Origin of the sequence: Aeribacillus sp. FSL K6-1305 (assembly GCF_038050115.1) — a bacterium.
In the GTDB taxonomy this organism is placed as follows: domain Bacteria; phylum Bacillota; class Bacilli; order Bacillales; family Aeribacillaceae; genus Aeribacillus; species Aeribacillus composti.
Genome location: NZ_JBBOQV010000001.1, coordinates 120,195 through 139,901, shown reverse-complemented (window position 1 = coordinate 139,901; position 19,707 = coordinate 120,195). Strand labels below are relative to the sequence as shown.

The following is a 19,707-nucleotide window of genomic DNA, read 5'->3' as shown; positions in this document are numbered from 1 at the left end:
GTTTGCACTCATTTTTGGCCATAAAAGCAGGGATCCAAAAAGGTCAGCATTTTGGGTCCCTTTCTTTTGTCAAGTCGTAACAGCTGGTGCCGATTGATGTACACAATAGAGCAATTGATTTGCTTTTCCTTGTAGAAAGTTGATTGCTTATAAACCAGACGTCGCTGCTCTACGTTTTTCATTTAATGCACAAATACGTTTATATTGCTGTTATTCATGGGCAGTGCATGCCGCAAACCGCCTTTCTTGCCACAGCAATTGTAAAGTATTCCCAAAACAGCTTCTGCTGTAATTTAAGGCATATTGTTATTCTCTGCAGTGCCTATCCCCTCTTCATTTCATCCTATCCAGTAATGATCAAAAGCTTTGAACAATTTCTCCCTTTCACTTTATAGCAAACAAAAAAAGCCCATTTTAGCTCGTATGTAAACTAAAATGGACAAATTTCTTATTTTTATTTAATGATTAAGACTGGACAGTGAGCCTCTTGAGCTACTTTTCGGCTGACGCTTCCCAACAACGTTGCTTTAAGCGCGCCTTTTCCTGCACTTCCCATTACAATGATGGAATACTCATGTTCTTTTGCATAATCCGTAATAATTGTTGCTGGCTCTCCTTGGAAAATATGTGTTTCATGCGGGACGTTGCTTTCAGTAAGGAATTCAATCGCTGGTTTTAAAATCGCTTCGTTCTCTTCATCAATTAATTTGGAAATATCAACAAAATAATACTGCTCTGTAAATCTTAAATTATTGACATGCAAAATCGTGATTTTTTCAGACCCAACTGTTTTGGCAAGTTTTACAGCATGCTCAAGCGCGCGTGTAGAATGGGCAGATCCATCCATAGGAACTAATATTTTTTTGTACATCCTCATCCCCTCCAAAAGAACTATTTTTTCTTTATTTCCATTTTATCAAAATTTTTCTAGAATTTAAGTAGAGATTTGTCAAAATTTCGATTTTCACCACTTTGTCACTTTTAAATCCATTTTAAAATGATAAAATATACAATGAGAAAATTTATGTTAGGAGCATTCCTGTTAGAAGTTTTTTCGGGGACTTGAATAAAAAAAGCCCTCTTGGTATGATTCGGGGGTGTCAATCGCACGAATTGACCCCTAATTTGGATACCAAGGAGGACTATACATGAATTCTATCTCAAACAAGAAGATTAATCAAGTCACCGATCAAACGCTCGTCGTTGGCATGGATATCGCGAAAAAGAAGCATTATGCCTGCTTTGTGGATGAGCGAGGGAGGGTGCTAAAAAAATCGTTTCCCGTTCCGCAATCCAGAGAAGGGTTGGAATGGTTGTACCAGTGCATCGTGGAAGCCATGGAGGAATTTGAAAAAACGGAAGTGATCGTTGGCATCGAGCCAACGGGACATTATTGGCTGAATCTCGCCTATTTTCTTGATGAGAAAGGCATCCCTCTCGTCATGACAAACCCGATGCACGTGAAGCGATCCAAAGAGCTGGACGATAACCTTCCAACCAAGCATGATGCGAAAGACGCGCTCGTCATTGCCCGGTTAGTGAAAGACGGCCGATTCAGCTATCCGCGTATTCTGAAAGGGATGGAGGCGGAGCTGCGCGTGGGAGCGACATTTCGCTCCAAATTGGTGGAAGAACAGGGAGCGATTCGAAATCAAATGATTCGCTGGCTTGATCGATATTTTCCGGAGTTTTCCCAAGTCTTCCCGTCATTTGGGAAAATGGCGCTCGCGGTGCTGGAATATACGCCATTTCCGAGTGATCTGGCAGGAAAAGAACTAGAAGAGGTGCTGGCCCTTTACCGGCAAAGTGAGGGATTACAATCGCCACAAAAGCCGAAAGCGAAGAAGTTGATGGAATTGGCCCAACACTCCATTGGCGTAACGGAAGGACAACAGATGGCCCGTATCGAAATCGCCACGCTTGTCCGCCGATATCGCCAGCTGGAAAAAGAGATCGAGGCATTGACAGAACAGCTGATTGAACTCGTACAGACATCGGTCGAGTACGAATGGTTGAAGACCGTTCCGGGCTTAGGCGATGCGACCATCGTAGAATTGTTATCAGAGATCGGGAGTTTCTCCCATTATCAGGATCCGCGGCAGCTTATCAAATTAGCGGGCCTGACGCTGCGGGAACATTCCTCCGGCCAACACAAAGGGCAAAAACGGATCTCCAAGCGTGGAAGAAGGCGGTTGCGCGCCCTCCTCTTCCGCGTGATGATGCCGATGATCCGCCACAACGAAGCGTTTCGGCAGCTGCACGACTATTACACGACACGTCCTGATAATCCGTTGCGGAAGAAGCAATCGATTGTGGTGTTATGCGGAAAATTATTGAAGGTATTGCACGCTGTATGTACGAAGCACCAAGCGTTCGATGCGAAGCGAATGATGCAGGACATCTTTGGCCTCGAAACGGCTGCTTGATGCCTATAGTCTCGATTCTCTAGACAACAAGGATGACACGGAGAAGCTGGCGCGATATCATCCATTCGACCTTGAGTCCCTAAAGGAGCTTAGCCGGCCTCTGCCTGATGACTAGACCGAACGAAGGAATGTAGGCACAAGGATGCCAAGAGACATGGGAGGGTTCGTCATCATCAGCGATGCAGAGATCCACGGTGCATCCCATACGCTTCCCCCACTACAACCAAATTTAACCAGTAGTGGCCGCGAAGCGTACCCAGTCAATGTAAGATATACACATATTTAAGAAATAATGTTAGAAACTTTGTCGAAAAATATTTTTTTGACACCCCTGAAACGGCTACATCCGTTGATATATCAACATTTATAGAGGGAGGAAAAAAATGGACTCCATTCAAAACTATGAACAGCCTTACAACAAAAAAAATTACACCGGCATTGTTGTGACACTCTCAGTTATTATAAATGCCGTTATTTTACTGTTATTTTTCTCTCCAATCGGATATCGAGGCGAAGTCCATTTTGATTTGACGATTTTCCCAAGACTTAATGCGATTTTTAACAGCTTTACGTTCGTCTTTCTGCTCGCTGCTCTTTATGCAATTAAAAAGAAAAATATCAAAGTACACAGGAACTTTATCATCGCAGCGTTTACAACGACCACCTTATTTTGTATTTCTTATTTAACCTATCATTTTTTGCAATCTGAACCGACCCGTTATGGCGGCGAAGGATTTATGAAAACATTTTATTTATTTATTCTTACTTCCCATAGTATATTAGCAGCCGTCATTGTTCCGCTTGCATTGTTTGCCTTTTTCTGGGGAATGTCAAGACAGGTAGAAAAACACCGGAAAATTGTTCGCTGGGCGATGCCGATTTGGCTATACGTCTCATTTACTGGTGTTCTTGTATACATCTTGATTTCTCCTTATTATTAAAATCGAGTAGGAGGGAGCGATTAACTCCCGTCCTCTCACACCGCCGTACGTACGGTTCCGTATACGGCAGTTCAATTAAGATAATTGACGCAAGTTTTCATAACTTCCGTGAATAGCTGTTCTCTTTATGCCAGTGGTCACTCCACCCTCCAAGAGGTCTCCCACGGGATTCACCGCTTCCTCCCTCAAGTGAGGTACTACGTTTTCTGTGTTCATCATGACTCACTGAATGCCAAGGGCTATTCTCTCTTAATTGTTCGGTCCTTCTTAGTTGTTCTAGACCAACTAATACTATGACCTCTGCTGACTTCTGACGGTTCAGCTACTTATCACTAAGTAGGTTATGAAGCGTACTTCACATATCCACCAGACCTCCCCGGGTAAGTACATGCACTTTCACACCATCTATCCGCCTCATTTACTCGATATGACCTTCGACAGAAAGAGCTTTGTTTTGTTTTGCAAACTCACTCAATCATACCTAGCCTTATATGAGGTTCGTGTTCCTCGGACCGGTGTTTTGCCTCCAGCTTCCTTCAGATTCCGCGTCACCACGGACACCCTTTCGTTGAGCTAACCTCTACTTCTGTCTTCGGGGTTCGGGACTTACACCCTATAGTTCATATACATGCCGGGCGCACAAAAAGAAGGTTGACCGAGCTGTCCGGTCAACCTTATTTTTCGTTTAGAAACTCTTTCATTAAATAATCTTTTTTTTTCGATCATCGTTTAACTTTCTTTGCCGTTCAAGCCATTCTCCTGTTTGTTGAAACAATTCGGTTGAATGACGAATAGACGAAAATGTATGGTTTCCGCCGATAATGAGTGATTTTTCAACGCTGTTAGCCCTTTTTTTGAAGCTTTTTTCATACAGGCAAGCATAAGAAGGAGAAATGACTTCATCTTCTGTTCCGTGGGCAACGAATACGTCACCTGTAAACGATTTTGCCTCTTGTAAAGGTGTGTACTGTTCAAGCGAGCGGAAAAATGTTTTCGTTAAGGAATAGCCTTCATAATCAACATATTGGCTTGATTCTGCTTCTTCTAAACCTTCCTTTCCAACTATGGCCGCTATATCTTCAAATGGCCGACCGACCGCTCCCCAAATCGCCAAATTTTTCACGCGGTCATCCCGTACAGCTGTGAGTGTCGCCACTGCTCCTCCTAAACTATGGCCAAGCAAATATAATTCATGTTTGTCAATGAAAGGAAGCTTTTCAACAAAATCGATAACATGAATCGTTTGTTCAATAAAGCGGTCGAGGCCATAAGTTCCGTAAATACCGCTGCTTTCGCCGCAGCCTTCGTAATCAAACCGCAAAACGGCAAAGCCGAGCGAAGCAAAATGGTTGGCTGCTTTGACGAACAATCGGTTGACACCTATTCGGCTTCCTACAAAACCGTGACAAATAACAACAACCGGAAATTTTTCGTTTTTAGATGGAGCGTTCGGTATATGCAATGTGGCAGCTAACGATGCCTGTTGGCTCGGAATATAGTACATTTTTTCCATAAAATTAACCACCTTTAATCGTTCGTTTTTTTTATTATAATGTTTATAATTCCGATAAGTCAAGTATGTTTTTGGGGATTTAAACTCAAAAAAAAAGCAATCTTAACAGTTTGCTTTTGCACCTATTTCGGTAAATGATTGAGAAAATTTTGATACGCAAATCCTTTCACTTCGTCCTCATTATAATATTTCAGCAGTTCATTGATCAAGTTTTGTGTTTTTGCCGCATCTTCCAATCCTATTACTTTTTGCTCAATTCCGTCAAAATCAGAGCCAAGTCCGATTTGTTTCACTCCACCTAGCATGCAAAAATGGTCGATATGTTTGATTACATCTTTGATTGCTGCCTGATCATTAGTTGTTAAAAATTGGGGGGCGTACACGATGTGAATGGTACCGCCTTTTTGAAACATTGCCCTTGCCTGTTCATCGGTTAAATTGCGCTGATGATCACATAAGGCGCGGGCGTTTGAATGGGTCGCAATCGGATAATCCGCAAGCTCGATTACATCCCAAAACGCACGCTCGCATAAATGGGAGACATCAGTGAAAACTCGATGCTCATTGTTTGCTTTTATGATTTCCTTGCCAAATGCTGTTACACCAGCGCCTCGTTCTTCAAGTGCTCCATCAGCTGCCAGATTGGCATAATTCCATGTCAATCCAACCGATCGAACTCCCAGCTGATAAAGAAGTCGAAGTTTGTAGAGATCTCCTCCAATCGCATCAACACCTTCGAGAGTCAGCATCGCCCCAATTTCATGTTCCTCAAGCTTATAAAAATCAGACCAATCCTTTATTTGCTTCATTTCCGGATTGTTTCCAAGCACTTCTGTAAAAAACAGATCGATTTGTTCAAGCGCCGCTTGGAATTTGTATTCAGTTTTTATTTTTTGATCGATAAAGACGGCAAAGCATTGAACCTTAATTTTACCTTTGATCAATCTTTGTTTATTCGTATCCAAATACGAGGCGTTAGCAAACTTCAGCTTTCCTTTAGCATTCGCCAGCTTCATCAGCGCATCACAATGAAGATCAATAATATTCATGTTTTCCCCCTGTTTTTTATGATAAAAAAAAGCCTGGCAGGAAAGATTTCTTGCAGGCTTATACGATCAATAGGCTCGTTATTCGTTTGCGATTTTTTCTTGGAATTTTTGATAAAGTGTTGTCGCGATCTCACCCGGTTTTCCCGTGCCAATTTTTTGCCCGTCTACGGTCACGATTGGTAAAATTTCAGAAGTTGTGCTCGTAATGAAGACTTCATCGCTTTCAAGTACATCCTCTTTCGTAAACTTTTCTTCTACTAATGTTAAACCTTCTGTTTCAATGATCGATTTTACCGCCATTCTTGTAATTCCTGACAATATATGCTTTGATAGCGGCGTCGTATAAATTGTTCCGTTTTTGACGATGAATACGTTGGAGCTCGATCCTTCCGTCACATATTCATCACGGACTAAAATCGCTTCATAGCTTCCTTTTTCATGGGCGGTTTGTTTAGCTAAAATATTCGGCAATAAGTTAAGCGATTTAATATAGCAATTGGCCCACCGCTCATCGTCATGGAATATAGCAGAAACGCCGTTCTCCCGCAAATGACGGGGCAATTGCTTTGCAGGTCTTACGGTCATCGTTGTTGAAACAGAAACATCTGGAAACAAATGATTTCGAACGGCCACTCCGCGCGTAATTTGCAAATAGACGTCGCAATCTGTTAATGCTGATTTTTCAATTGCTTCTTTTATCAGCTGTTCATATTGCTCCAATGTTTGATCGAGTTTTAATTTAATCGCTTCAGCACTTGTCTGTAACCGCTCTAAATGCTCGCGCAGCATAAACGGCTTTTTGTTATAAACGCGGATCACCTCATACACTCCGTCTCCAAACTGGTGTCCTCTTTCATCAATCGGGATCACCGGTTCATTGAGGTCAACAAAGCGACCATTTACATAACCGATTGACATTTTCATATCCCCCTAATTTCCATAATATCTACCAACCATTGTAACATAATTATATGAATGGAGGCTTGATCAAAATCAAAAAAGATGCAATGCCTGCACATTTATGATATAAATATCATAAAACATATATGGAAAGGTGGGATTTCCATGGACGGCATCCCTCGTCCTCTAGTTAGAACGAATCAATGGACAATTGTTTTGTCTGTTTTGATCACTTGGATCACAAACGAGCCGCTTTTTCTTCTTATTCCGCTTATTGCTGGTTTGATTGGACTTATTTTTGGCGTCAATCCGATTATGGCGGCCGCTAAAACGTTTTTGCGAAAACCGCATTCGTCCTATCATTTAGAAGATAGATCTGATCAGCAATTCAATCAAATCATTGCCTGCACTTGCTTGCTGCTAGCATTTATCGGATTTTCTTTTCATATTGATGTTTTAGGATATATTTTTTCGATTTTACTGTAGTTGAGCAATTTTCATTACAATAATTACCATGTAAAAAGAGACAAACGGAGTACCCCTTATGCCACATGAAGCTGTTTTTTAACGACATCAATGGGAATATCTTGTTTCGCTGCATCGTAAATAAACTCCACGAGGCTATGTCCTTTCTTCTTTCGAAGGAAGTCAAGCCCGGTAGAGAAATCGCTGTTGGATTCGACCATACTGTACACATAAGCGAGTTGCACCAAGATCCAATACCGTTTCACCGCCCGACGTTGACGAACGCGGTACCCATCGAGCTTCAGCTGGTCTTTCGCTTGTCGAAAAAAGCATTCGATCGACCAACGCTGGGCATAGTAGCGCAAGATCTCTTCATCGCTTAGCTCCCGGTCGGTGCTCAAGACGCAGTGAAGATGTTCAGGTGTCATCGGCTGATCGGCTTTCCAAGCCAACAACACAACGGCATCATCGAGACCTTTCAGCGATCCCTCGTAGCGATACACGCGATAACGCTCTTCTCCCACCGTGACGAGATGGGTGTCGTTCGGTTCGATATAGCGGGCAAACTGTTTGGCTTGGATGGCGATGCCTTTTGGATAAAGAACCCGATTCGTCTTGAGCATCGCAATGACGTGGAATCCTTTTTTCAGGCAGGCTTCCACGAGTGTTTTCGATGGGTACCAAGAATCCATCAGCACATAAACAGAACCGTGCACATCCAAAGAAGAAAGCATCTCGATGGCCCATTGACCCTTGCTTTTCCCATCCGCCTTGTCGTAGAGGCGAAACGCAAAGGGAAAGGCTTGCGTCATCGTATGAACCATGAGCCAGACGAGAGAGTGTCCCCAAATCGACTTTTTGTCCGCGTGAGAATAATGCCAATTACACCCTTCAATAGCGTGTTTCGCCTGTGACGAAGGCTTCGTTTTTCGGCAGATCGTATCATCGATCGAAACAAAAATGGGGTGATTCTTTCGCTTGGCCGTTCGTTCCACATGACGAAGCATCCACTGCTGGAGTTTGCGAAGCAAGATTTCTTCATCCCAAGGGCTTTTCGTGAAAAAATGGCTCAGTGTCGTTCGATGGTTGGGATGAAAGCTCTCATGATGCAGATCGGTCAAGGTTCCCACAAATCCTTTCGTTGTCAGCGCATCGATAATATGAACGAGATGCTTCATGACCGGCTTAGAGAAATAAAGGGCCAGCCCCAACATTGCGAAAAACTTGTCGATTCCTTGGTGATGTGGTAGTCTATTCATGAGACATGAACCTCCTTGAGAATGGTTTGGTGACACATCTATTCTAATCAAGGAATCGGGTTCATGTCTCCTTTTTTGTTCGGATGTAAATTTATGTTAGTGAATTTGCTCATCTACAGGATTTTAGTTTTTTCAGCGGCTTTCATTGCGATTTTAGGATTTTGCATCGGCTGCTTTATCCGGTTCCAATGGAAACAGTATCAATATCGAAAAGCGAAAAATTCATAAGCTTCTCCCCTGATTTTAAAAATCTGGGAAAAGACGTAAAAAAGGGGCAAGAGCACCCGAACTTTACATCGCATCTTTCAGCGACACTTTCAGCGTGCGTCTTGCCCTGTGAAGCCTAGTTTTAACTGTTCCTTTCGAAAGCTTTAGCTGTTGAGCTAGTTCCTGTTCTTTTAAATCATAATACAATTTCAATTCTAAAATTTCACGGTATTTCGGTTTTAGTTTCCGAATTTCTTGAGAAATGGTCTCTTTCAGCCATTCATATTCTGCTGTTTGTTCCACATTGCCCCCTTGACTGATCAATAATTCGTCTAGGGGGCACGGCGTTTTCTGTTCCTTCCGAAGAAAATCAATCGCAGTTCTCGCTGCTACTGTACTGAGCCAACCAGAGATTTTTTCCATATCCTCAATTTGTTCAGCCTTTTGATAAAATTTCAAAAATGTTTCCTGCAATACGTCTTCTGCCAAATGTACATCTTTCGTTATGGAAAAAGCAATCCGGTACACTTTTTTATAAAACATACAATAGATGTCTTGAAAGCTCTCTTGAGCGGATATTATATCATTCATAATTCTCCAATCCTTTTTTATTTTTTTGCCTGTTTCTTGATCGATTCAGCTATTTCTGGATGGGCAAAGCTGCCAACCTCATAATCTCCATTTTTATAAACAATGAACATATTATTTTTTCCTGAAGTCGATTCTGTTTCGTCTTGCAAGCATTGCTCAATCAACTGTTTATCTACAATTTTGACCGTTTGCGGATCTTGTTCAATTTCTTTCAGCATATTTTTATAATCCAAATCGTGATTGATGTTATTCTCCGTTATGAGTACATATTGGACATCATCGGCTGTCACTCTTGCGTTTTTAACCATTCCGTTATTCTTCATCCACTCATCAAACTCTTTAAAGCTTTTTTTCCATGGAATGAATATTTGCTTATTCTTATTATTTTTTAAAATGATTTCAATTTCTCCCCAGTCTTTTCTTTCATCGATCATGTCTTCATACGTAAGATTTTCGATGTCATTTTTTAATGCTTTTAATGCTTTTGCAAGTTGATCAGAATTAGTGGCAATATCCACTTTTTCAACATAGTAGCTTGAGTAGTTTGAATGAAATACTATTTGTTCAACATCTTGATCGTTTACGTCTAGAACTTCATAGTTTGCTTTTTTATATTCCTTCGATTCATAAATCTCCTTCAAATATCGTTCGAACGATTTCCGATCAACTTCATATTGGCGGATCGATTTGCTTCCATTTTTTAAATAATAGACGATAAACAACGATTCAGGTTCGGAAACATCTTTGGATCTATTTTCGGCAACGATTTCTGTATGCAGCTTTTGAATTGCTTCGATTATTTCCGGTTCCTGGTAGATAAACTTTTTAATCATCTTGTCCTCGTAATACCAATAATTGCTGAAAAATACCGATTGTATTTCTGCAACTCTCGGAACCTTTTTCTCATATCCTCCCGCACCAGAACTGGTCAAAATGAATACAAGTATCACTGTAATAGAATAAATAAACAATCCTTTGAAATTAGGCTTGATTCGCCACGTCTGCTGCAAGATCATTTCAGCTATAAAATAACCGATGAGTGTACCAACTACATATCCGGTACAAATCCATAATAAGCTTCCGCTATAGTCAATAATGCCAAAATACATCCCACCGAGCAGCATCGTACAAAAAGTGGCGCCATATTTAAAAACTGGTTTAAGCTTCCAGTAAATAACGGCTTGTGACACATATTCGACTGGCCGCCGTGTGTACAGAAGCAAGGAAATACAGCAAAACAAGGCTGCTAGCAATAAATAAACGGCGATTTCCCACCAAGAGAAAGGCTGGAATTCGAGAGAAATCAGCCTCGTAAGCGGTGAAAAAAATTCGATCCAAAGATTATTATTCAAATAATAGCCGCTCGGAAATCCAAACAAAATGTATTGCAAATTGTACACTATAAGTTGATAAACCCCGAAAGGAAACAATAAAATAATCAATGTCAATACAGCTTGAATCGTGCTAATTCCTGTCAGCATGGCAGAGAAGGTGCCGATAGCAAACAATAATAACGTATATGCTAAATAAGTACAAAACCATCTAACAAGGTTCAAATCACGAAAATAACTCGACAAATCAAACACCTGTATTAAAACGGCCAATATTAGAGAAGTAATCATGACAGGTACGATTAAAAACACAACACCCGTCAGCCAATGATGCCAAAAAAGCATTTTCCGATTTATCGGAAGACTATGAAGAAAATCGCTGGATTGCTTTACATGCAGGAACCGAAACAAAAAAATGGACATAAGCACAGGTATCACGATTAACATGAGTAATTGAAGTTCTTGTGCAATGGAAAACAAACTTTCATATATGTTCTCTTCATTATAATTCTCTCTCCCGGAAAACAACACCGCAATTTCCATCGGTACTGATAGAATTAGACCGATCAAAAACGTAAGTCCTACCCAACCGACAGAACGGAAATTTTGAATTAACAGCTCTTTTTTAAATAAGGATGTTTTCGATTGCATATCCTTTTTCCCCCATTTCATAAATAAAAATTTCCTCCAATGTAAGCGGGAGCAAATCGAATAAAAGAGGCTTAAAGCTTTTTATATAGCTGGAAAATTCATCAGCATTTCCTTTTACAATGAATAAATGCACGCTGCCTCTTTGTTCCTGATAGACAATTTGAAGCTGCTGCAGCATTTCCGAAGGAACGCTTCCTTGAAAGGCAATTTGCACTTTGTGTATATTCGACTTTAGGTCATCCAAATTCCGTTTTATTAGCAGTTCACCTTTATGCAAAATGCCGATATGGTCGCTTATATCCTCTACTTCCTGCAAGTTGTGGGAAGAGACGATCACAGTCATTTCTCTCGCTGCCACATCTTGGATGATTATATTTTTCATTTTTTTCCTCATGACCGGATCTAAACCGTCAAACGGCTCGTCTAAAATGAGCAGTTCAGGCATTGCGGAAAAAGCGAGCCAAAATGCCACTTGACGCTGAACTCCTTTTGACAGGCGATAAATTTTTTGCTTAAGATCTAGATCAAATACATCCTGCAATGTTTGAAATCGTTCTCTGCTGAAGGATGGATATATGTTTTCATAAAAATTCGCCATCTGTTTGATCGTATAATGAGGGAAAAAATAAGGAATATCTGTAAGGAATATGAATCTTTGCTTAATGTCTTCATTTTCAAATACAGGTTGTTTATCAATTAAAATGTCTCCCCTATCTTGTTTATACAAACCTGCGATCAGCTTCAACAGCGTCGTTTTTCCAGCGCCGTTTGAACCTAGAAGCCCGAAGATGGATCCTTTTTCAATTTGTAAATCGATGTTAGATAACACAGTCGCATTTTGAAATGTTTTATATACCTTTTTGACTTCAATCATCTCTTTTTCCCCCTTGATGATCTTTGATAATTTCCTCCATGATCTGCAGGAGCTCATCAGATTGCATCCCTAAAAATAATGCTTGTTGTGCTAATTTTTGCAAATTTTCTTTAACCATTTTCAGCTCTTCCTGATTAGATGCCTCAATCTTCTCCGAAACAAAATTTCCTTTTCCCTGAATCGAGTAAATATATCCGATCCTCTCCAGCTCACGGTAAGCTTTTTGAATTGTATTTGGATTCACCGTCAATTGCTGCGCAAGCACTCTGACGGAGGGAAGTTGTTCTCCCCCTTTCAGCACTCCGCTTACAATCATCTCTTTTATTTGATCGACAAGCTGTTCATAGATCGGTTTTCGGCTTCGAAAATCTATATCAAGCATTTTCCCGCAGCCCCCACATCTGTATTAACTGTATTATAATTCTTAATACAGATAAATCATACTTTATTATGAAAAAAATGACAATACTTTCTGGAAAAATTTTTTTGCGTCAAAAAGGCACAGCTTTTTACGCTGTGAAAGACTGTTGTCCTTTTTCAAAGTTTGATTTATATGATTGTGCTATTTAAAACAGTGAGTACATCTCTTCTAAACTATTTTCTGTCTGTTTGTAACTGGCAGATGTTCAAAACTTTTATTTGTTCGCCAACCAATGGACAGACGATGAGAAGCACCGCCTTCAACCGAAAAATTGGATTATAGTTTTCAAGATTTTCCCAGGAAATTTTTTCTTTTGAAACGAACCGTAAGATAATGATGAACTGAGTTTTCCGCATCTGCTATTTTTTAAACGATTCTTCCTGCCGATTTTCAAATGTTGGAACAAACGATAAGTACATCTTTTCCAAACTGTACCGACATTCCCAGAATGTTTCTTGTCCATTTTCGTCCATCCAGCCTGCTTCCCGATTGATTAAAGTGCACCAGAAAAGGAGTTTACTATATAAAAAAACAAATAGTAGGAGATTCAGCATGTATTTATCCTTGTTGCTCTCAAATGAGGCTTCAACAATGTGAAACCCGAAAAAAACATATTAAGATTTGTAGAAGTGGAGAAAAGGTCGTGACAGCCTAAAGAACGATAGGTTCGCATTGAAATAACTGGCCTACTTCACGGACCTTATAAGAATCAGGTTTAATATGTTGAATCCATGAGATCGTGGATAAGAAAAAGGAATCGTTAACGCCAACGACGCATTGGAAACAATCATTTTGTAGAATATTACGACAAATTAAAAACGCAACCTTATAACAAATGTCATAAAGTTGCGTCCATCGCTTGTGTGAATAAGTTATTGAAGTGTCTCTTCCATCTTAATACACACATTTTAACGTACAATTACGAAATCGCATCAGCAACTTCGCAATTGTTCAGGAAAAATATAACATATTTGATCTAGTGAAAAAAACAAAAATCGTTAGATCTATTAGGCATGCGTAAATTTATTTAGGAGGAAGGGGTACCACTGCCTCCTAAATAAATCCACTGAAACAAATAGTTACGAAAAACTCTTGACTAATTGTAAGAAGGGGCTCTCCGTTGAGTTCCTAAAATGAAGGATTTTGGAGAAATACTGCTGTGAAGGACAAAAATAATCGAATAAAATTTGTAAATGGCCTTCATAGAGGCAATGAGGTCCAACAAGAAGCAATTGTATATGCTGAAAAACTTTTGAAGATCCGAATTCAGAAAGTGAGCATAAGAAAAGTCCTTCATAAGACTTCTGAAGGATAGATTGGAAAAATGGCCTGTCCGATAAGTTCCTAAAAAAGGGGCTCCAAAAAGTCAGTTAACCCTGACTTTTTGGACTGCCCCCTGAAGGAAACGGCTCAGCTCTCTTTTTCTAGTTTTACTTCGCGATTTGATCTTTTATTGGTTCCGCTTTAAGCAGCATTTCATTTTTCTTAACATCATACAAACCAAATGGAATAAGACGAAGACCGGGCAAGAAATCACAAGTTAAAAACAATAGCGTATATAAAATGTCATGGAATGGGAATCCTCTTTGCTGCACGGCTGCTAACAGCTCATCATGATATCGAACAGCTTGATCAAATGATGAATCGTCCGTCATCATGCCGGTAAATGGAAGAGGTATTTCAACCACAATGTCCTCGCCATCAACAATGACGATTCCTCCTCCTAGTTCATGCACTCTTTTAGCCGCCTGGGCCATCGCTTTTGGATTTCTTCCGATCACAAGCAATTCTGTTGTAGTATTGTAAGTTGACGCCATCCCATCTAGATGAACGGCAAATCGTTCTAATATCGCTTTCGACACCCACTTTCCGTTCCGGTCAATTAACGACGCATACAATAAGCCTTCTTCACCGGAAATATCTGCGAATCCCCCTGCTTCTGGAAGCTTAACATCTTTTCGCTGCGTAATGACATTGCTTTTAAAATAAGCGACCGGAACAGTTTGTTCAGTACTTGAATATGGGTAACGGTACAAGTTTAAATCGTCCAAAAGTTGCTTCGAAAACGCAAATGGCTCCCGGACAACATATTGATTCCAATTTAGTTTCGGTGTTGACACAAGCAAATTTCCTTGCTCGGCTACGACTTCACCTCTTGAAATGACGACATCCGGCCGAAAATATTTCAAATCTGGAAGAAGTAAAATGTCTGCCAATTTTCCTGGAGCAATCCCGCCGATATAATCATCTAAGCGCAAATAAACGGCTGCATTGATCGTAGCCATTTGCAACGCGTTTATGACCGGCACTCCTAATTCTACAGCTCTTCTGATCAATCCATCGACAAAGCCTTCTTTTTCGATAAACCCAGGGTGCGGACCGTCGGTTGTCATCGTAATTCGATGTGTACTGACTTTCCCTTCTGTAATCATTTTTATAACTTCAGGGAAATCAGGGCGAAGCGAGCTGTTGCGTAAAGTCGTCCACATTCCCAACCGCAGCCTGTCCAGCGCCTCTTTTGCCGTTATTGCTTCATGACAAGCGCTGACTCCGCTCGCAGCAATGGAAATCAATTTTTCATATGAACAGCCTGCTGTATGACCGTCCACGACTTTCCCTTTCTGTTTTGCCACTTCAATTGTATCAAGCAAAAAGGAATCAGCCTGATATAAAAGCGGCCATCTTGTGACCTCCGCTGTTCCGACAACTTCTTCTAATTCTAAAAGCTCTTGCACATCCTTTTGATTAAACCATTCCCTTTCTCCTTTGAAATCCGCTTGCGAGACAAGCCGGACAAGCCAAAGAAAATTGCCCGGAAGGTCTTTCAAGTCTTTGACCATTTTTTTAAATCCAGCAGCTCCCATATGCAAATAAAAAAACAAATTGTCATTTACCGTTGTCGTTGTTCCAAGGGGAAGAACTTTCCTAGTCATACTAACAGGATTGTAGATGACCCACGGATGTGCATGCGGTTCAATAAAACCTGGTGAAACATACATCTCTTCTGCATCAATAATTTTTGTATGTTCATCGGAAAGGACATCCCGTTCGCCGACATATGCAATGGAGTCTTGATAAACAGCGACATTTTGCTTCAACAATTCTCCTGAATAGACGTTGATCACCGTACCATTTTTGATAATTAAATCTGCGGGCCTCCGTCCTTGAGCCACTTCAATTAATTCCGATCTTGACGCTTTTTGTCTCAACAGTTTCACTCCTACTCTTTTAAAAAATGTTATGAAGAAGCCGTAGGTCATCAATCGGATGTCAAATTTTCCAGAAGGTTGATTAACTTTATGATGAAGGAAGATCAAACATATGTCTACCGTTTGATCTTCCTTGCATGAAATTATCGCAATTCTGTTTGCAAATCTTCTTTTAATTTTTGCTGAAGTTCTACTTTTTTAATTTTTCCGCTCGGCGTCATCGGCAGCTCATCGACAAAAACAACTTTATCCGGTATTTTGTAGTCAGCAATTTTTCCTTTTAAATAATTTTTCATCGATTCTTCCGTTTCCAAAGCTCCGTCTTTTAATTTTACCGCCGCACATGAAATCTCTCCTAAAACAGTGTCAGGCAGCCCGATAATGGCTACTTCTACTACATTCGGATGCTTATAAAGAATTTCTTCAATTTCTCGAGGATAAATGTTGTAGCCGCCGCGGATGATCATTTCCTTCTTCCGTCCAACGATGCGGACATAACCTTGTTCATCAAGCGTCACTAAGTCACCTGTATAAAGCCAGCCATCTTGATCAATGGCTTCTTTCGTTTTTTCAGGCATGTTAAAGTAGCCTTTCATGACATTTAACCCGCGCACAGCAAGTTCGCCAATTTCTCCAGTCGGTAAAGTTTGGCGATTCACATCAACAACTTTAATTTCAACTCCTGGAATCGTTCTGCCGACCGTTTCTGAACGAATGATGTCACTGTCTGTAAAGCTTGTAATTGTCACAACTGGAGATGTTTCCGTTTGACCATAGGAAATAGTTATATTGCATCCCATCTCATTTCTAATTTTTTTCACGACTTCGACAGGGCATGGTGCTGCCGCAATAATACCTGTTCTTAACGAAGATAAGTCATAGGATTTGAATTGAGGGTGATTTAATTCCAATATAAACATTGTCGGAACTCCATGGTGTATCGTAATCTTTTCTTGTTCAATCATTTTTAATACAGCTTCCGCTTTAAATTGCTCCATAAACACCATTTTGGCACAGGCAGTCACAGCTGCCAGTATGCTTGGAACCATGCCAAACACGTGAAAGACAGGAACGACCACTAAAAATACGTCATTTTCGTCGCATTGAAGCGCCTCCACTGTACATGCGGCATTATGGACAAAATTTAAATGCGTGAGCATGGCACCTTTCGGAAGTCCTGTTGTTCCTGAAGTATATAAAATGGAAAACACATCTTCTTTCGGATCGATGGACACTTCCGGCGGCAGCTTCGACTGTCCTATTTTCAGCAAATCTTCAAAGGAATGGTGACCATCTTCTTGAAACCGCACCGTAAACACCATTTCCAAAGCGCTTTCATTACTTTCCATTAAAGATTTTACCGTATGGAAATGGCCATGCTCTTCTACCACAAAAATTGCTTTTGCACCAGAATTGGCCACTATATAAGACAATTCTTCAACACGATATCGCGTATTGCATGGAACTAATATGGCGCCTATTTTTGCAATTGCAAAATATATGGCAAGAAACTCATGCCAGTTCGGCAGGCATGCAATGATGCGGTCTCCTTTCCCTATACCGAGCTGGTGGAAAGCGGAGGCGATGGAATCGGACATTTGTTTGATATCTTTGTAAGTTAAACGTTTATAGCCATCGTAAATGAATTCTTTATCAGGATAGCGCTTATATGCTTTTTCAAACACATCATGAATGGATACGTTAAGATCCACGCTACTCTCCTCCATTACATTTTTTCAATGTTCATTTATGCGCTGAGCCATGGATTGATCTGAGCCTGTTCACCAAACCCGTCTTCTTGAAGCAATTTTTTCACCTCTTCAGGTATGGGCACTGCAAATTTTTTTCCGTTTTCTTCTTTCACCCACCCCCTGAGCTCATATCCGTGCCCGGTTCTTGTATCTTCACGATATACTTCATGCTTCAGTTTTATTGTTTTCCGGTTCACTTCCATTACTTCTGTTTTAATAGTGATAATGTCGTCATAATATAACGGCTGCTCAAACGTACAGCGGACATCAAGCAGCGGAAGAATGATGCTGTATTCTTTGATGAGTTTAGCCGGAGCAAGGCCGATACTTCTAAAAAATTGATGCCCTGCAATATCAAACCATTTAAAATAATTCGGATAGTATACAATGCCGGCTGCATCCGTATCTCCAAAGTTCACCCTGAGCTGAAATTCGTTTCTTTTCAAATGTACGTACTCCTTTCAATGCTATGTCTTAAACTATTGAGCTGAATTCGATTTTAATAATTCCCGAAGTTTAAAACGCTGAATTTTTCCTGTTGCTGTTTTCGGAAGTTCGTCAATAAATTCTATAATTCGCGGGTATTTGTAGTGGGCCAGCTGCTGCTTCACGAAGTTTTTTAATTCATCTTCCATTTCTTTGGAGGGCGTTCTATCTTTCAAAACAACATATGCTTTTGGAATGACAAGATTATTTTCATTTTGCACGCTGACAACTGCAGCTTCCAGTACATTTTCATGTTGAAGAAGGCAATTTTCGACTTCTACAGGCGATACCCAAATCCCGCCAACCTTCAGCATATCGTCGGAGCGCCCGCAATACCAAAAATATCCTTCTTCGTCTTTATAATATTTGTCACCTGTATGAAGCCAATCTCCGACGAATTTTTTCTTGTTTTGCTCATGAAGGTTCCAATATCCATGTGCGATGCTGTCTCCGCGAATCAACAAATCTCCCATTTCATTTGGAGGCAATTCTCTGCCCATTTCGTCGACAATTTTTGCTTCATAACCAGGAACGACTTTTCCAGAGCTTCCTGCCTTTACATCTCCAATCCGATTGGATAAAAATATGTGGAGAGCCTCTGTTGAACCAATTCCGTCTAAAATATCGACATTGTACATTTCTTTCCATTTGCGGTAAAATGCTTTCGGAAGCGCTTCTCCAGCTGATACACAAACTCTGAGCGAGCTCAAATCGAATTGTTTTCCCGTTCGCGACACATAATCAATCATCGCTCCATATAAAGTCGGAACCCCAAAGAAAATGGTCGGTTTGTACGTTTCAATCGCCTGAAACATTGCTTCCGGAGTTGCGCGTTCTTTCACTAATACAGTTGAAGCTCCTGCTCCTAAAGGAAAGTACATTCCTCCGCCAAGGCCATAGGCGAAAAACAGTTTAGATGCGGACAAGCATCGGTCTTCTTCACTTATATGCAATATTTTTTTCGCATATGTGCTGAAAGCATATTCCATATCATGCTGCAAATGGATGACGCCCTTTGGATTACCGGTGCTTCCGGAGCTGAACAGCCAAAAGGCCTGATCATCCTTGTTCGTCATGGCTGCATCAAGCTTTTTGCTTGCCCTATTCATCAGTTGGAGGAAATTTAAATGTGTGCCTGATTGTTCGCTTTCACTGTCCGGAATGATAATGATATCCTTCAAAAAGCAAAACCGTTCTTTGTAAACTTCAATCTTTTCCCAAATATCTTCATGGATGATTAAGCCCTTTGCCCGGCTGTTGTTTAAAAAATATTCATAATCGGATGGCTTCATCATGGTGTTGACCGGAATGGGGACAGCACCAATTTTTATGGCGCCAAAAAATGAATAAATAAATTCGGGTGTATCGTGGCAAACCATTAAAAGGCGGTCTTCCAATTTATAACCGAGCTCACGGAGCATGTTGCCTGTCTGATTGACTTTCTCCTGCAATTCATTATAGTGTATGCGCTCATCGCGATAACAAATGGCTATTTTATCGCCCAAACCTTTCTCTACACTTTCATCAATGAACCGCACTGCCGCATTGTAAAGCAAACCTAATCCGCGGAGATCCATTTTTTCACCATCCTATATATCAATTTTTTGAATAGATGAAGCGGCATTGAAGCCGC

16 protein-coding genes and 1 pseudogene are annotated in these 19,707 nt (G+C 40.6%); 4 read left to right on the top strand and 13 right to left on the bottom strand.

The window, feature by feature from the left end; genetic code table 11:
- Window positions 1-454: 454 nt before the first annotated feature.
- The gene (locus NST97_RS00600; RefSeq protein ID WP_341342796.1) at window positions 455-871 is read right to left on the bottom strand and encodes a universal stress protein; all 417 of its coding nucleotides are present in this window, start codon (window positions 869-871) and stop codon (window positions 455-457) included.
- Window positions 872-1,148: 277 nt separating this feature from the next.
- On the opposite strand from NST97_RS00600, the gene NST97_RS00595 reads away from it, so the two are divergent.
- Both NST97_RS00595 and NST97_RS00590 read left to right on the top strand, forming a co-directional pair.
- Entirely contained in the window at window positions 1,149-2,426 is a 1,278-nt protein-coding gene (locus NST97_RS00595; RefSeq protein ID WP_341342795.1) for an IS110 family transposase, read from the top strand.
- Window positions 2,427-2,809: 383 nt separating this feature from the next.
- Window positions 2,810-3,367: a DUF420 domain-containing protein gene (locus NST97_RS00590; protein ID WP_341342794.1), complete on the top strand. Its 558-nt coding sequence runs from the start codon at window positions 2,810-2,812 to the stop codon at window positions 3,365-3,367.
- A 700-nt stretch (window positions 3,368-4,067) separates the two neighbouring features.
- On the opposite strand, the gene NST97_RS00585 is transcribed toward NST97_RS00590, so the two are convergent.
- The 3 genes from NST97_RS00585 to dat all read right to left on the bottom strand — a co-directional run bounded on the left by NST97_RS00585 (window position 4,068) and on the right by dat (window position 6,847).
- Entirely contained in the window at window positions 4,068-4,892 is an 825-nt protein-coding gene (locus NST97_RS00585; RefSeq protein WP_341342793.1) for an alpha/beta hydrolase, read from the bottom strand.
- Window positions 4,893-5,002: 110 nt separating this feature from the next.
- Window positions 5,003-5,929 (bottom strand): dipeptidase, encoded by a 927-nt coding sequence (locus NST97_RS00580; protein ID WP_066251054.1) that lies wholly within the window; start codon window positions 5,927-5,929, stop codon window positions 5,003-5,005.
- Between the two features lie 78 nt (window positions 5,930-6,007).
- Window positions 6,008-6,847, bottom strand: coding sequence for a D-amino-acid transaminase (gene dat, locus NST97_RS00575; RefSeq protein WP_341342792.1), 840 nt, complete (start codon window positions 6,845-6,847; stop codon window positions 6,008-6,010).
- A gap of 147 nt (window positions 6,848-6,994) precedes the next feature.
- On the opposite strand from dat, the gene NST97_RS00570 reads away from it, so the two are divergent.
- The gene (locus NST97_RS00570; RefSeq protein ID WP_341342791.1) at window positions 6,995-7,315 is read left to right on the top strand and encodes a DUF4395 domain-containing protein; all 321 of its coding nucleotides are present in this window, start codon (window positions 6,995-6,997) and stop codon (window positions 7,313-7,315) included.
- Between the two features lie 56 nt (window positions 7,316-7,371).
- On the opposite strand, the gene NST97_RS00565 is transcribed toward NST97_RS00570, so the two are convergent.
- From NST97_RS00565 to NST97_RS00545, 5 genes are all read right to left on the bottom strand, one after another.
- A complete protein-coding gene (locus tag NST97_RS00565) occupies window positions 7,372-8,553 on the bottom strand; it encodes an IS701 family transposase (protein WP_341342790.1) in 1,182 nt (393 codons plus the stop codon).
- Between the two features lie 291 nt (window positions 8,554-8,844).
- Window positions 8,845-9,351, bottom strand: coding sequence for an RNA polymerase sigma factor (locus tag NST97_RS00560; RefSeq protein ID WP_339199485.1), 507 nt, complete (start codon window positions 9,349-9,351; stop codon window positions 8,845-8,847).
- Between the two features lie 17 nt (window positions 9,352-9,368).
- A complete protein-coding gene (locus tag NST97_RS00555) occupies window positions 9,369-11,333 on the bottom strand; it encodes a DUF6449 domain-containing protein (protein WP_341342789.1) in 1,965 nt (654 codons plus the stop codon).
- Window positions 11,308-12,207, bottom strand: coding sequence for an ABC transporter ATP-binding protein (locus tag NST97_RS00550; protein ID WP_341342788.1), 900 nt, complete (start codon window positions 12,205-12,207; stop codon window positions 11,308-11,310). Before NST97_RS00550 ends, NST97_RS00555 begins: the two co-directional genes overlap by 26 nt.
- The gene (locus NST97_RS00545; protein ID WP_063389422.1) at window positions 12,200-12,589 is read right to left on the bottom strand and encodes a GntR family transcriptional regulator; all 390 of its coding nucleotides are present in this window, start codon (window positions 12,587-12,589) and stop codon (window positions 12,200-12,202) included. The genes NST97_RS00550 and NST97_RS00545 overlap by 8 nt, the downstream gene beginning before the upstream one ends.
- An 803-nt stretch (window positions 12,590-13,392) precedes the next feature.
- Between NST97_RS00545 and NST97_RS00540 the strand changes: the two are divergent.
- Window positions 13,393-13,608 (top strand): annotated as a pseudogene (locus tag NST97_RS00540) (hypothetical protein); the annotation flags it as partial.
- Window positions 13,609-14,058: 450 nt separating this feature from the next.
- Here NST97_RS00540 and NST97_RS00535 read toward each other — a convergent pair.
- From NST97_RS00535 to NST97_RS00520, 4 genes are all read right to left on the bottom strand, one after another.
- Entirely contained in the window at window positions 14,059-15,837 is a 1,779-nt protein-coding gene (locus NST97_RS00535; RefSeq protein WP_341342787.1) for an adenine deaminase C-terminal domain-containing protein, read from the bottom strand.
- Between the two features lie 143 nt (window positions 15,838-15,980).
- Window positions 15,981-17,549 carry a long-chain-fatty-acid--CoA ligase gene (locus NST97_RS00530; protein WP_339211263.1) on the bottom strand — a complete coding sequence of 523 codons (1,569 nt, stop codon included), beginning with the start codon at window positions 17,547-17,549 and terminating at the stop codon, window positions 15,981-15,983.
- Window positions 17,550-17,584: 35 nt separating this feature from the next.
- Window positions 17,585-18,034 carry an acyl-CoA thioesterase gene (locus NST97_RS00525; protein ID WP_063389426.1) on the bottom strand — a complete coding sequence of 150 codons (450 nt, stop codon included), beginning with the start codon at window positions 18,032-18,034 and terminating at the stop codon, window positions 17,585-17,587.
- Between the two features lie 33 nt (window positions 18,035-18,067).
- A complete protein-coding gene (locus NST97_RS00520; RefSeq protein ID WP_341342786.1) occupies window positions 18,068-19,651 on the bottom strand; it encodes a benzoate-CoA ligase family protein in 1,584 nt (527 codons plus the stop codon).
- Window positions 19,652-19,707 lie beyond the last annotated feature (56 nt).

Excerpts from the sequence above, each read along its gene's own strand:
- NST97_RS00600 (WP_341342796.1), bottom strand. The coding sequence starts at position 871 with ATGTACAAAAAAATATTAGTTCCTATGGATGGATCTGCCCATTCTACA.
- NST97_RS00595 (WP_341342795.1), top strand. The coding sequence starts at position 1,149 with ATGAATTCTATCTCAAACAAGAAGATTAATCAAGTCACCGATCAAACG.
- NST97_RS00590 (WP_341342794.1), top strand. The coding sequence starts at position 2,810 with ATGGACTCCATTCAAAACTATGAACAGCCTTACAACAAAAAAAATTAC.
- NST97_RS00580 (WP_066251054.1), bottom strand. The coding sequence starts at position 5,929 with ATGAATATTATTGATCTTCATTGTGATGCGCTGATGAAGCTGGCGAAT.
- dat (WP_341342792.1), bottom strand. The coding sequence starts at position 6,847 with ATGTCAATCGGTTATGTAAATGGTCGCTTTGTTGACCTCAATGAACCG.
- NST97_RS00570 (WP_341342791.1), top strand. The coding sequence starts at position 6,995 with ATGGACGGCATCCCTCGTCCTCTAGTTAGAACGAATCAATGGACAATT.
- NST97_RS00565 (WP_341342790.1), bottom strand. The coding sequence starts at position 8,553 with ATGAATAGACTACCACATCACCAAGGAATCGACAAGTTTTTCGCAATG.
- NST97_RS00560 (WP_339199485.1), bottom strand. The coding sequence starts at position 9,351 with ATGAATGATATAATATCCGCTCAAGAGAGCTTTCAAGACATCTATTGT.
- NST97_RS00555 (WP_341342789.1), bottom strand. The coding sequence starts at position 11,333 with ATGCAATCGAAAACATCCTTATTTAAAAAAGAGCTGTTAATTCAAAAT.
- NST97_RS00550 (WP_341342788.1), bottom strand. The coding sequence starts at position 12,207 with ATGATTGAAGTCAAAAAGGTATATAAAACATTTCAAAATGCGACTGTG.
- NST97_RS00545 (WP_063389422.1), bottom strand. The coding sequence starts at position 12,589 with ATGCTTGATATAGATTTTCGAAGCCGAAAACCGATCTATGAACAGCTT.
- NST97_RS00520 (WP_341342786.1), bottom strand. The coding sequence starts at position 19,651 with ATGGATCTCCGCGGATTAGGTTTGCTTTACAATGCGGCAGTGCGGTTC.